Consider the following 12,715-nt stretch of genomic DNA (forward strand, 5'->3'; position numbering starts at 1 on the left):
AAGCCCCAGGGGCACATCCCTTCGGCAAGTCCCCGCCCGGCCCGTCCTGTTGCCTGCGTTACGACCGATCGATCCCCTGGAGGTGGGCCGCCGTGGCACTCTCGATTTCGGCGGTGGTGCTGCTGCTGGTCATCGTCTTCATCCTGATCAAGAAGTCGGGACTGAACGCAGTACACGCCATCGTGTGCATATTGCTCGGTTTCTACCTGGCCAGTTCCTCCATCGCGCCCACGATCACCGAACTCACCAGCAACGTCGCAGGCATGATCGGCAACCTGAAGTTCTGACCCCGAAGTCATGAACCACCGGGCCCTGCCCTGTCAGGGTCCGCACCCTCACCGGCCGGCGCCGCCCGGGCGCCGGCGGTCGCCCGGCACACCCCGGGGCCCGCGGGGATCCTGGACCGTCCCGTCGCCCTGCCCTCGTAGGCTGGGCCCATGACGGAACCACCCGCCCGGCGTCTGCTGCTGGTCCATGCGCACCCGGACGACGAGTCGATCAACAACGGCGCGACCATGGCCAGGTACGCGGCCGGGGGCGCCCATGTCGCCCTGGTCACCTGCACCCTCGGCGAGGAGGGCGAGGTGATCCCGCCCGGACTCGCCCACCTCGCGTCGGACCGCGAGGACCGGCTCGGCCCGTACCGCGCCACCGAGCTGGCCGCGGCCATGCGGGAACTGGGCGTCACCGACCATCGCATGCTCGGCGGCCCCGGCCGCTTCCGCGACTCCGGCATGATGGGCACCGAGCAGAACACCCGGCCGGGCGCGTTCTGGTCCGCCGACGTCGACGAGGCCGCGGCCCTGCTCGTGGACGTCATCAGGGAGATCCGTCCGCAGGTCCTCGTGACCTACGACCCGCAGGGCGGCTACGGCCACCCCGACCACATCCAGGCGCACCGCGTCGCCATGCGCGCCGCGGAGCTCGCCGCCCGGCCCGGCGGCCGCCCCGGAGCGCCGCACACCATCCAGAAGATCTACTTCAACCGCGTGCCCCGCTCGGTGGCCGAGGCCGGCTTCGCCCCGCTCGCCGCGGAGCTTGCCCGGCTGCCGTTCCCGGCCGCGGGCACGGTCGACGAGCTGCCCGGCGTGGTAGACGACGACGCCGTCACCACCGAGATCGACGGCACCGCGCACGCCACCGCCAAGGCCCTGGCCATGCGCGCCCACGCCACCCAGGTGCAGGTCGCCCCGCCCTGGTTCGCGCTCTCCAACGACCGTGCCCAGCCGCTGTTCCCGGTCGAGTACTACGAGCTGGCCCAGGGTGCCGTGAACCGCCGCGCAGGACGCGAGAGCGACCTCTTCGAGGGGGTGACCGCGTGAGCGCCGAGGCCTCGGCGAGCGAGCGCGGCCCGGCTCGGGGGACCGCCACGACTTCGAGAAGGACCGGCGCCGTGCCCGACCCCACGGCGCACACGTACGGACGGAATGGGTGAGAGTCTTATGAGCGCAACGAAAAGAGCCGCCGCGGCCGGCCTCCCGCCGGGCCCCGGCGGCTACCTCACCCGGCCCCCGGACCCGGGCCGTATCGCCGCCTGTTTCGGCCTTTTCGTGCTCGGCGGGGTGATCGGCGCGGCCGGCGCGCTGCTCCAGGCCGCCTGGTTCCCCGGTGGCCTGTTCCTTGCCCTGGCCGCCGCGGCGTGCCTGTTCCGGGGCGGCGGCATGGCCACCGGCACCCGGCCCGGCACCCTCGCGCCCGCCGCGGGCTGGCTGATCGTGGTCGTGCTGCTCACGGCCACCCGTCCCGAGGGTGACTTCCTCTTCGGCGCGGGGGTCGGTTCGTACCTCTTCCTCCTCGGGGGTTTGGCAGTCGCGGTGATCTGTGCCACCCTCCCCCCAGCTTCAAAGGGGCAGGGAGAACCCCGGGGCCCCGGGCGACCGGGCGAGGGCGGCGCCCGTCTTGGTAAGTGATGCACCACAACGCCGCGCGATGTCCGACCTTGCACCGCTGGGATTCCGTCACCGTCTCCGGTACCACGGCGGGGGCGGCCAGTATGGTGGTGCGCGCCGCCGAGACTGCTCCTGCCCGCGGCGGGGCCCCGGCGTACGGGGCGCCTCCTACTCCTAGGGGCATAGGGGAAGGTACGGGCGGTGGAGCCAAACAGGAGAACCTGCCTTGAGTCGTGAAACTGACAATTCGTCCCCCGGGTCCCAGGGCCACGGCGGCGGAGCCGCGTATCCCTCGGGGACGCCTCCGTACGGCACCCCGGCACCGGGCGCCGCTTCCGAAGCGGGCACGGACGCAGGGCGGCAGGCCCCCGACGCCCCTGCGGAAGAGCGCAGAACCGAGACCACGCTGACCACCAGGGTCCGCATCAACATCCCCGGTTCCCGGCCGATTCCGCCCCTGGTCATGCGGACCCCGATGTCCGACCTGACCGAGGCGGCCAAGGGCGCGGGCGGGGCCACCGCGAGCGCCGAGCCGGCCGGCGAGGGCGCCGGCCACCCCGCGGACGGGCCGGCCGGCGGGTCCGGCCAGGGCCACTCCGGGGACAGCGGCTCCGACGCGGCCGACGTGCCCGCGCAGGAGCCCACCAGCGACTGGTTCGCGCCCCGCAAGGCAGCCTCGCCCCGGGGCGGCACCCCGCCCGGCGGACGCACCCCGGGCGCGTCCTCGGGCTCCGGCGACCCCTTCGGTGCCGGTGACCCGTTGGGCGACGACAGCACCGGATCCGTGCGGCGCCCCGGCTCGGGGTTCGGATCGGACGGCGGGTCCGGGTTCGACGGCGACACCGGCACCGGCACCGGTTCGGGCTTCGACACCGGCAGCCGTTCGGCGTTCGACACGGGCTCCGGCTCGGCCTTCGACTCGGGCTCGTTCGAGACCGGCTCGTTCGGCACGGGCTCGTTCGACACGGGCTCCTTCGGCACGGGAACGAGCTCCGGCACCCTGGGCACGGACCCCTTCGGCCCCGACCCCTTCGGCACCGAAGGCTCCGGCCTCGGCCTCGGACTGGGCACCGGAGCGAGCTCCGGCACCCTGGGCACCGAACCCTCGGAACACGGGCAGAGCGGCCCCGGGGACCCCTTCGGCGGCGGCCCCTTCACGGACCGCTCCGAGTTCAGCGGCTTCGCCGAGCACCCCGACGCGAACGGCGCCGGCGGCACCGGCGGGGACGGCCAGGGCGGCGGCTCCCCGGAGGCGGGACCGCGCTCCCCGGGCGGCATCGACCCCAAGTCCCTCGCCGGCCCGGACAGCCGCAGCGGCCTGTACGACCTGTTCGGCGAGTCCGAGCCGGAGGGCCCGGGCGGCGAGCGCAGCAGCAGCACCTTCGACGTCCAGGCCGACGGCCCCGGCGGCTCGGGCGGGCCCGGCGGCCCGTCCGGCTCCGACCGCAGCAGCGGCACGTTCGACGTCACGGGCGCGGTCGCGTCCGGACCGCTCGGCGCGAGCGGCGGGCCCCGCGCCTCCGACCTGTCGTACTTCCCCGACGACCCCGCGTCCGGCCCCGGCGGCGCGGCCCCCGACGCCACCGGTGGCAGGTCCACGCTGCCGCGGCGGCCCACCGGACCGACCGGCGGCCCCGTCACCGGTGACAGCCGGCTCGGCTCCGGGGAGCGCACCGCCGAGATCCCCACCGGCCTGCTCGGCGACGAGCAGGGCCCCGGCGGCCCGCGCCCGCGGATGAGCGACGACACCGCCGTCCTCACCCCGCAGCGGCCGGCGCCGGACCCGAGCGGCCCCGACGACAACGTCTCGGGCCACACCGTCACCAGCGGCATCCGCGTCGTGCCCTCCCCGCAGAACTCGCCGTTCGGCGGGACCGCGCAGGAGGCCGAGGGCGCCGGCGTCCCGCACACCCCCCCGAAGCTGCCCGACCCCGAACCGCGCAGCACCTCCGCCGCCCCGGCGGCCAGGAAGAAGGGCCGCAGCAAGCTGGTGCTGCTGTCGGTGCTGGTGGTCGTGGCGGCCGGCGGCGTCTACGGCGCCGGCCTGCTGGTGAACCACGCCGACGTGCCCAAGGGCACCACCGTCCTGGGCGTCGACATCGGCGGCGGCACCCGCGACGAGGCCGGCAAGAAGCTCGACGCGGCCTTCTCCGACCGCGTCAACAAGCCCCTGACCCTCTCCGTGAACGGCAAGAGCATCGCGTTCCGGCCCGACCAGTCCGGTCTCGCGCTGGACACCGACGCGACCGTGCAGGCCGCCGCGGGCAGCGACTACAACCCGGTGACGGTGGTCGGCTCGCTGTTCGGCGGCAAGCGCGTCGTCGAGCCGGTGATGCCCGTGGACCAGGAGAAGCTGAACGCCGCCCTTCAGGGCGCGGCGGGCGGCGCGGGCTCGGCGGCCGACGGCACGATCCGCTTCGACCAGGGCAAGGCCGTGGCCGTGTACGGCAAGGCCGGCAAGGCGATCGACGTCGCCAAGTCGTCCAAGGCCGTGGAGGCGGCGTACCGCACGGAGATCGAGACCGGCCACGGCAGCCCGGTGCAGGTGCCGCTCACCGAGCGCCACCCGACCGTCAGCAACGCCGAAGTGGACCGGATGATGCGGGAGTTCGCCCAGCCCGCCATGTCCGGGATCGTCACCATCAAGGCGGGCAGCGCCTCCATCCCGTTCGGCCCCGAGAAGTCGCTGCCGCAGATCCTGGGTGTGCAGGCCGTCGACGGCAAGCTCATCGACACCTACGACCGCGCCGCCCTCAAGAAGCTCTACGGCACCACCTTCGACGGGGTCCTCATCACCCGGGCCAACGGCAAGAAGACGCCGATCACACCGGAGGACGTCATCGGGGTGATGCGCAAGGCGCTGCTCGGAAAGACGCCCGCCGAGCGGGTCGGGGTCATCGACACGAACCCCAACTAGCGCAGTCGGGTCGGGGCCGTCCGGCTCCGGACCTTCGTGGGGCGCCCCGTCCGGCACCGTCCGGGCGGGGCGCCTCTGTTGTCCGCGCATGGCCGGGCACGGGGCTTGCGGGGCACACGGATTCGTTACATCGTGTCCACACATCGGATGCCGGGGTGGCTGCGACAGGGCGGGTGGGGCCGAGATGACGTGGGAGTTCACCGACGACCGTGCGGTCACCGTGCGCGCGGCCGAGCGGCCGGAGCGCATAGTGGCGTACCTGCGGGCCGGAGCAGGGCTCTGGGACCTCGGAATACGCCCCGCCGGCGTGTACGGCTCCGGGCACGACGGCGAGCGCCCCGACCCCGCCAAGTCGGGCGGCCTGCACGGGCAGGACGTGCCGTACCTCGGCCCGGGCCGGGCCCTGGACGCGGCCGCGCTCCGCTCCGTGCGCCCCGACCTGATCGTGGACGTGACGTACGACAAGGAGCACGCGTACGCCGTGGACGACGCGGTCGCCGCACGGGCGGGCATACCGGTGCTGGCGCTCGCCGTCACCGGGGACGTCTCGCTCCGCGGCATCCTGGGCCGGTTCGCCGAGCTGGGCCGGGCGCTCGGCGGCCCGGGCGCGGACCTCGCCGGGGACGCGGACGGCACCCCGGCGGACGGGCTCGCCGCCGCGGAGGACGCCGTGCGCACCGCGGCGCACGGCGGGCCGGAGCTGCGCGTGCTGGCGCTCTCGGCGGCGGACCGGGACAAGGTGTACCTGGCCCGCCCGCACGCCTGGCCCGAACTGTGGCACCTCGCGGACCTCGGCGCCCGTCTCGTCGACCCGGGCCCCGGCGGCCTCAACTGGACCACCACCACCTGGGAAACGGCCGCCGGCCTGGGCGCGGACGTCCTCCTCACCGACATCCGCGGCAACGCTGCCCGGCCCGGCGACCTCGACGGCGTCCCCGCCTGGCGGGCCCTCACCGCGGACGCGACGGTGACCGCCTGGAACCCCGAGCTCCCGTGCAGCCCCCGGGCCTGCGCGGAGTTCCTGCACGCGGTGGCGGAGTCCCTCACGGAGGCCGGGGGCCGCAAGGCCCCGTAGGCGCACCCCGGAAGGGCCATGGTCCACCCGCCGCGGCCGGCCGCAGCACTGTCATGGCGGTAGACATGACATCTGTCATCCGGCAGTCACGACCCATGACACTGCCGGAAACCCCATGCCGCCACCGACGATGGTGGGCATGACGACGACTGTTGAAGCCGGCACCGCCACGGCGATGGTCCGTTTCGAGCAGGTGAGCAAGGCCTACGGGGACGTGACCGCCGTGGACGCCCTCTCACTGGAACTGCGCCCCGGCGAGACCGTGGCCCTGCTCGGCCCGAACGGCGCGGGCAAGTCCACCACCCTTGACCTGCTCCTCGGCCTGCGCAACCCCGACCGGGGCTCCGTGCGGGTCTTCGGAACGAGCCCCAGGGACGCCATCGTCTCCGGCCGCGTCGGCGCCATGCTCCAGAGCGGCGGCCTGATGGACGAGATCACCGTCCGGGAACTCGTCAGGCTCGCCTGCGACCTGCACCCGAAGGCGTACCCGGTGGACGACGTGCTCGCCCGCGCCGGCATCGCCCCCATCGCCGACCGCAAGGTGAACAAGCTCTCCGGCGGCCAGGGGCAGCGCGTCCGCTTCGCGCTGGCCACGGCCGGCGCCAACGACCTGATCGTGCTGGACGAGCCGACGACCGGCATGGACGTCTCCGCACGCCGTGCCTTCTGGGCCACCATGCGCGAGCAGGCAGGACAGGGGCGGGCCGTCCTGTTCGCCACGCACTACCTGGAGGAGGCGGACGAGATCGCGGACCGCGTCCTCGTGATGCACCGCGGCCGGCTGCTCGCGGACGGCAGTTCCGGCGAGATCAAGGCCCGCGCCGGCCAGCGGAGGATCTCCTTCGACCTGGACACCGTCGACGACGGGGTCCGGCAGACCTTGCGGGACCTGCCGTTCCTCGCCGGCATCGACATCTCCGCGGAGACCGTCCGGATCCGCTCCACCGACGCCGACGCGACCGTGCACGCCGTGTACGGGCACGGTCTGTACCCCCGCAACCTCGAAGTGGCCGGCCTCGGCCTGGAGCAGGCGTTCGTCGCCATCACCACCGCCGAGGAGACGAGGAACGCATGACCAGCCTGATCCGGCTCGAACTCGTCCGGGCCCTGCGCAACAGGAAGTTCCTGTTCTTCTCGGTGGTCTACCCGGCCGTCCTCTACATGATCATCGCCGGCGGCGCCGCCGAGGACAGCAAGGTGGACGGCACCGGGCTCACCCTGCCCACCTACTTCATGGTCAGCATGGCCTCCTTCGGCGCGCTGACCGCCGTGCTGATGGGCAACAGCGAGCGGATCGCCAAGGAGCGGGAGCACGGCTGGGTGCGGCAGCTGCGCCTGACCTCGCTGCCCGGCCGGGGCTACGTGCTCGCGAAGATATCCAGCGCCGCCGTGGTGAGCCTGCCCTCCATCGTGATCGTGTTCGTCATCGCCGCCGTCCTCAAGGGCGTCCGCCTCGGCGCCGCGCAGTGGCTGGAGCTGACAGGCGCGATCTGGGCGGGCAGCCTGGTCTTCGCCGCGCTCGGCGTGGCCATCGGCTACCTGGCGACCGGCGACGCGGTCCGCCCCATCACCATGATCACGTACTTTGTGCTGTCGCTGCTGGGCGGCCTGTGGATGCCCACGACCACCTTCCCGTCCTGGCTCCAGGACATCGCGCGGTGGCTGCCCACGCACGCGTACACCGGCGTCGGGCAGGCGATCGAGCTGGGCCGCACCCCGCATGCCGGGGACTTCGCGATCCTGGTCGTCTACCTGCTGGCCTTCACGGGCGGCGCCGCCTGGCTGTACCGCAAGGACACCAGGGCGGCATGAGACCCGCCGTTCGCCGGCGACGGGGGCGGGGTGGGGGCGGCATGGGTGCCGGGGACAGGGACCATGAGGAGTCGGGGCGGTGAGTGCCGTCGTCGGAGCCGTGAGGAGTCGGAGGCGGCATGAGTACCGTCGCCAGGGGCCGTGAGGAGTCGGAGGCGGCATGAGTACCGTCGCCAGGGGCCGTGAGGAGTCGGAGGCGGCATGAGTGCCACCATCGCCAGGGACCGTGAGGAAACGAAGGCGCCATGAGTCTCATGGACAGCGACCGTGAGGACACCGCCCGGGACCGCCCGGCCGGCCGGAGCTCCGCCGAAAGAGCCCTGGCCGCCGCGCTCCCGGCTCCCGGCCGGGACCCGCAGGGCCACCGGATCTTCATGATGGGCCGCCCACCCCGCAACCGCCGGCAGGCCTACAGCAAGATGCTGTGGATCGGAATCTGGCTGGCGTTCCTGGGCGCCCCCGTGGAGGACCTGCTCAGCGGAGGCCATACCATCGGCTTCCGCTTCTGGGGCTGGACGGGCCTGGCCGCCTTCGTGGCCCTCTACCTCAGGCTGGTCTTCCGACAGATCAGCAGGGGCAACGAGGGCCGCACGGTGTGGACGATCCTCGCGGCCCTGTTCGTCATCGCGACCACCCTGTCGCTCGCCCTCGACACCGAGTGGCTGGTGCTCTACGTGTACGTGGCGGTGGCCTGCGGCGCCGCGCTGCGGCTGCCCCTGGCCGCCTGGGCCGTCCTGGGCCTCACGTGCGTGCTGGTGGCCGTGGGGCTGGCCACCGGCGGCGCCGACGCCGGCTTCGCCCCGGGCCTGCTCATCCCGGCCCTGATCGGGGGCTTCGCCATGACGGGCGTGCGGCAGCTCGTGCTGACGACCGTGGAACTGCGCAGGGCACGCGCCACGGTCGCCCACCTCGCCGCCAACGAGGAGCGCCTGCGGCTCGCCCGCGACCTGCATGACCTGCTCGGGCACTCCCTCTCGCTGATCACGCTGAAGAGCGAGCTGGCCGGCCGGATGCTGCCCGCGGAGCCCGAGCAGGCCGCGCAGCAGGTGAAGGACATCGAGGACGTCAGCAGGCAGGCCCTCGTCGACGTCCGCGAGGCGGTCTCCGGCTACCGCAGGCCGCGGCTGCTCGGCGAGCTGGCCGGCGCCCAGGTCGCGCTGACCGCCGCGGGCATCACCCCGGTGGTGCCCGCCGAGGGCGAGCCCCTTCTGCCCGACGGCCTGCCGGAGGAGCGGGAGTCCGCGCTCGCCTGGTCGCTGCGGGAGGCGGTCACCAACGTGGTGCGGCACGGTGGCGCCCGGCGCTGCGCCATCGAGCTGGTGACGCGCCAGACCCTGGACGGCTCGTTCCTCGACCTGGTCGTGGAGGACGACGGCGTAGGGGGCACGGCCCTGCCCGGCAACGGGCTCACCGGCCTCACCGAGCGCCTGGTCGCGGTCGGCGGCTCCCTGGAGACGACCTCCGGGCGCAGGAGCGGGTTCCGGCTGCGGGCGCGGGTACCGCTCGGCGCGCCCTCCGTAGGGGGCGAGCCCGTAGGATCCGGCGCATGAGCGACACCATCAGGGTCCTGCTGGCCGAGGACCAGTCCATGGTCCGCGAGGCGCTGGCCGCGCTGCTCGGCCTGGAGCCGGACATCGAGGTGGTCGCCCAGGTCGCACGCGGGGACGAGGTGCTGGCCGCGGCGCGGGAGCACGCCGTCGACGTGGCGCTGCTCGACATCGAGATGCCCGGCATGACCGGCATCGAGGCCGCCGCGGAGGTGCGCGGCGCGCTGCCCGGCGTGAAGCTGGTCGTCCTCACCACCTTCGGCCGCCCCGGCTACCTCCGCAGCGCCATGGAGTCCGGCGCCGACGCGTTCCTCGTCAAGGACGCGCCCGCGGCGCAGCTCGCCGCGGCGGTACGCAAGGTGCTGGTGGGGGAGCGCGTCATCGACCCCACCCTGGCCGCCGCGGCCCTCGCGGACGGCGCGAACCCGCTGACCGACCGCGAGCGCGACGTGCTGCGCGCCGCGGCCGACGGCTCCACCAACGTGGAGCTGGCCGGCGCCCTCAACCTCTCCCGCGGCACCGTGCGCAACTACCTCTCCACGGCCATCCAGAAGCTGGCCGCGCGGAACAGGGCGGAGGCCGTGCGGATCGCCCGCGAGAAGGGCTGGCTCTGAGCCGTCCCGAACGCCGGCCACGGCTCCGGTGGATCGGGCCACGGCTCCGTCAGGCCGGGCGAGGTTTCCGTCAGACCAGGCCAGGGCTCCGCCAGGCCGGACACCGGCACCGCATGGCCCCAGGCACTTGCCGCCCACCAGCATCAGGCACCGGCACCGCACTGACGTGGGCACCGGCACCCCGCCGGCGTCAGTTCAGCATGGCCCGGGCCGCGCGGGCCTGGCGGCGGACCAGGTCCGCGGCCTGCTCGTCCACCGGCGCCACCACCTCCGCGTACTCCTCCAGCTCGGCCGCCCCCGTCAGGTACTCGCCGCGCTGGACCAGCAGTTCCGCGCGCTCGTGGCGCAGCCGTGCCGGGTGCGAGGGCAGCAGGAGCTGGAGGTCGACCGCCCACAGGGCGACGTCCGAGTGCTCGGGGCGGCCGGCGGCCCAGGCGCGGATGTTGTTCAGGATGCGCATGATGACGTCCAACGGCTCCGCGGGGACCAGCATCGACGGGTGCAGCGGCCCGCCCGTCACCTCGCTGACCAGCTGCTGGGCGTCCTCGCCCGCCAGCACCCGGCCGCCGTCGAACGGGTCGAGCAGCACCTGCCCGGGGACTTCCTCCCCGGCGTCCTCGCCGAGTCCCGCCTGCCCGGGCTCACCCGCCGGGCGCTGTCCGAACGAGCCGAGGCCCACCACGAAGTGCCCGGGCAGCGCCAGCCCGTACACCGGTGCGCCGGCCCGCCGTGCCACCTCGATCCAGACGACGGAGAGCAGGATCGGCAGGCCGCGGCGGCGGTGCAGGACGGTGTGGAGGAGCGAGGCCTCAAGCCGGCGGTACTCCGGGGGCGTGCCGTGGAAGCCGTACCGCCCGCCGAGGAGCTCCGCCAGCGCGGTGCCCCAGGCCTCGGGGCCGCCCGGCCGGAACGGCAGCTCGCCAGCGAGCCGGTCCAGCTCCACCTGTGCCGCGTCCATCGCGGCGGCGTCCAGGGAACCGTCCGCACGGGCGCCCACCAGCAGGCAGAGCAGGGCGAGGTCGGGCCGTTCGGAGCGGGCCTCCTCGGCGAAGGCGCGCAGGACCTCGGCGGCGCGCTCCGGGCCCGGGGGCTCCGGCGGGGGAGGGGACTGAGGCGGGGGCGGAGGCATCGGACTCACCTCCGGTAGTGGTGGTAGGAGTGGTGCACGTCGAATCCCATTGACCTGTAGAGCGTCTGGGCGGCCGTGTTCTCCGCCTCGACCTGGAGCCAGGCGGCCGAGGCGCCCTCGTCCAGGGCGCGCCTGGCCAGCGCCGCCATCACGGCGGTCGCAAGGCCCCTGCGGCGGGCCTGCGGGGCCACCTCGACCGCCATGAAGCCCGCCCACCGGCCGTCCACCACGCAGCGCCCGATCGCCGCGGGCGCCCCCGGCTCCCCGTCCGGCCCCTCGTCACGTACGGACGCGAACCACACCGAGGGCCCGGCCGCCAGCACCGCACGCACGACGTCCGCGTCCGGACCCGCGGCGCCGCCCGTGCGGTGGTAGCGGCGCAGCCAGCCGTCGTCGATCTCCCTGGACAGGTGGACCCGGTCGGCACCGGCCCCCCGCCCGGCGGGCGGATCGGCCACCGGGACGAGCGGGGCGGTCTGCAGCTCCGCGGTGACCTCCCGCCGCCAGCCGTGCGCCTCCAGCTCCGCGCAGAGCAGCTCCTGGGTGCCCTCGGCGCCCGTGGCCGTCTGGATGTACGCGGGCAGGCCGCGGCGCGCGTACCAGGCGTGCACGCGGGCCAGGGCCTCGGGCAGCGGTACGCCCGGATCGCCCAGCGGCAGGGCCGAGTTCGCCCGGCGCGTGAAGCCGGTCCGGCGCGGGGCGCCCGGCACCGAGCCGGTGCCCTCCGGGCTCCCGCCTGCCGTCCCTGCGTCTCCCGTGCCGGTGCCCTCCAGGCCCTCGTCCGCCGCACCTGTGCTTCCCGTGCCGGCGCCCTCTCGACCCGCGCCTGATGCGCCGGCGCCCGTCACACCGGCGAGCGCTCCGTGCGTGCTTCGCTGCTCCGGCACACCGGGCGTGGCGTCCGGTGCGTCCTGGACGGCCGCCCGCAGCAGCCATTCGCCGAGCCGCTCGCTCTCCAGGGGCTGCCAGGCACGGGCCGTGACGTGGGCGAGTTCGCCGTACGATGCGGAAGGTCCCCGGCGCCGGGCCGGCGCGGCGGGCACCACTTTGCCCGCGACGAGCGAGGATTCCGCCATCCGGACCTGCTCGCCCGACCTGCGGGTGACGACCACCACCCCGTCGTCCCACGATGTGAGAATCCCGACCGTGTCCGTGAACCTGCCACCTGACTCACCGGCTTCGGCGAGTCGGCGGATGGAGACACGTTTGCCCACGTCATCAGGGCTCACACGGACTTCGAGACGGCCCATCGCGGCAAATTCCACGGCGCTGCCCACCCCTCGTGTTCGGATCCGGTCCTGGAACGGAGATACTAGGTGCGGGCATCGACGACGCCGCGCTCCAGCGCGCCAGGCGGCAGGGCCTGAGGAGGCCCGCCAGCGCCCTACCGAGGAGGAACGACAGCGTGACCTACGTCATCGCGCAGCCTTGTGTTGACCTGAAGGACAAGGCGTGCATCGAGGAGTGCCCGGTCGACTGCATCTACGAGGGCCAGCGGTCCCTCTACATCCACCCGGATGAATGCGTCGACTGCGGTGCCTGCGAGCCGGTCTGCCCGGTCGAGGCGATCTTCTACGAGGACGACACTCCGGAGGAGTGGAAGGACTACTACAAGGCGAACGTCGAGTTCTTCGACGAGCTCGGCTCGCCCGGCGGCGCCAGCAAGCTCGGCCTGATCGAGCGTGACCACCCGTTCATCGCCGCGCTGCCGCCCCAGGAGCACTGAGGCCGG

General features: G+C 74.1%; 12 protein-coding genes. 10 read left to right on the forward strand and 2 right to left on the reverse strand.

Going from position 1 to position 12,715, the window contains the following annotated elements:
• Nucleotides 1-92 precede the first annotated feature (92 nt).
• The 9 genes from Sm713_RS06630 to Sm713_RS06670 all read left to right on the forward strand — a co-directional run bounded on the left by Sm713_RS06630 (nucleotide 93) and on the right by Sm713_RS06670 (nucleotide 9,854).
• Complete coding sequence (locus Sm713_RS06630) at nucleotides 93-287, forward strand: hypothetical protein (protein ID WP_212908723.1); 195 nt, start codon at nucleotides 93-95, stop codon at nucleotides 285-287.
• Nucleotides 288-437: 150 nt separating this feature from the next.
• Complete coding sequence (gene mshB, locus Sm713_RS06635; protein ID WP_212908724.1) at nucleotides 438-1,322, forward strand: N-acetyl-1-D-myo-inositol-2-amino-2-deoxy-alpha-D-glucopyranoside deacetylase; 885 nt, start codon at nucleotides 438-440, stop codon at nucleotides 1,320-1,322.
• A 120-nt stretch (nucleotides 1,323-1,442) separates the two neighbouring features.
• Nucleotides 1,443-1,910: a DUF6113 family protein gene (locus Sm713_RS06640; protein WP_249416138.1), complete on the forward strand. Its 468-nt coding sequence runs from the start codon at nucleotides 1,443-1,445 to the stop codon at nucleotides 1,908-1,910.
• A gap of 205 nt (nucleotides 1,911-2,115) precedes the next feature.
• Nucleotides 2,116-4,806 (forward strand): hypothetical protein, encoded by a 2,691-nt coding sequence (locus Sm713_RS06645; protein WP_212908725.1) that lies wholly within the window; start codon nucleotides 2,116-2,118, stop codon nucleotides 4,804-4,806.
• A gap of 184 nt (nucleotides 4,807-4,990) precedes the next feature.
• Nucleotides 4,991-5,881 (forward strand): ABC transporter substrate-binding protein, encoded by an 891-nt coding sequence (locus Sm713_RS06650; RefSeq protein WP_212908726.1) that lies wholly within the window; start codon nucleotides 4,991-4,993, stop codon nucleotides 5,879-5,881.
• 139 nt (nucleotides 5,882-6,020) lie between these two features.
• On the forward strand, nucleotides 6,021-6,956 hold the full coding sequence (locus Sm713_RS06655; RefSeq protein WP_374195962.1) for an ABC transporter ATP-binding protein: 936 nt from the start codon (nucleotides 6,021-6,023) through the stop codon (nucleotides 6,954-6,956).
• Nucleotides 6,953-7,693, forward strand: coding sequence for an ABC transporter permease (locus Sm713_RS06660; RefSeq protein ID WP_212908727.1), 741 nt, complete (start codon nucleotides 6,953-6,955; stop codon nucleotides 7,691-7,693). Before Sm713_RS06655 ends, Sm713_RS06660 begins: the two co-directional genes overlap by 4 nt.
• 374 nt (nucleotides 7,694-8,067) lie before the next feature.
• Entirely contained in the window at nucleotides 8,068-9,243 is a 1,176-nt protein-coding gene (locus tag Sm713_RS06665; protein ID WP_212911830.1) for a sensor histidine kinase, read from the forward strand.
• On the forward strand, nucleotides 9,240-9,854 hold the full coding sequence (locus Sm713_RS06670; RefSeq protein WP_212908728.1) for a response regulator transcription factor: 615 nt from the start codon (nucleotides 9,240-9,242) through the stop codon (nucleotides 9,852-9,854). Before Sm713_RS06665 ends, Sm713_RS06670 begins: the two co-directional genes overlap by 4 nt.
• A gap of 190 nt (nucleotides 9,855-10,044) precedes the next feature.
• Here the strand turns inward: Sm713_RS06670 and Sm713_RS06675 are convergent, their stop codons facing one another.
• Both Sm713_RS06675 and Sm713_RS06680 read right to left on the reverse strand, forming a co-directional pair.
• A complete protein-coding gene (locus tag Sm713_RS06675) occupies nucleotides 10,045-10,983 on the reverse strand; it encodes a transglutaminase-like domain-containing protein (RefSeq protein ID WP_212908729.1) in 939 nt (312 codons plus the stop codon).
• A gap of 5 nt (nucleotides 10,984-10,988) precedes the next feature.
• Nucleotides 10,989-12,212, reverse strand: coding sequence for a GNAT family N-acetyltransferase (locus Sm713_RS06680; protein ID WP_374195963.1), 1,224 nt, complete (start codon nucleotides 12,210-12,212; stop codon nucleotides 10,989-10,991).
• Nucleotides 12,213-12,388: 176 nt separating this feature from the next.
• Between Sm713_RS06680 and fdxA the strand changes: the two genes are divergently transcribed.
• Nucleotides 12,389-12,709, forward strand: a complete 321-nt coding sequence (fdxA, locus tag Sm713_RS06685; RefSeq protein ID WP_212908730.1) for a ferredoxin — start codon at nucleotides 12,389-12,391, stop codon at nucleotides 12,707-12,709.
• Nucleotides 12,710-12,715: the final 6 nt, after the last annotated feature.

Origin of the sequence: Streptomyces sp. TS71-3, from assembly GCF_018327685.1 — a bacterium.
Classification (GTDB): Bacteria; Actinomycetota; Actinomycetes; order Streptomycetales; family Streptomycetaceae; genus Streptomyces.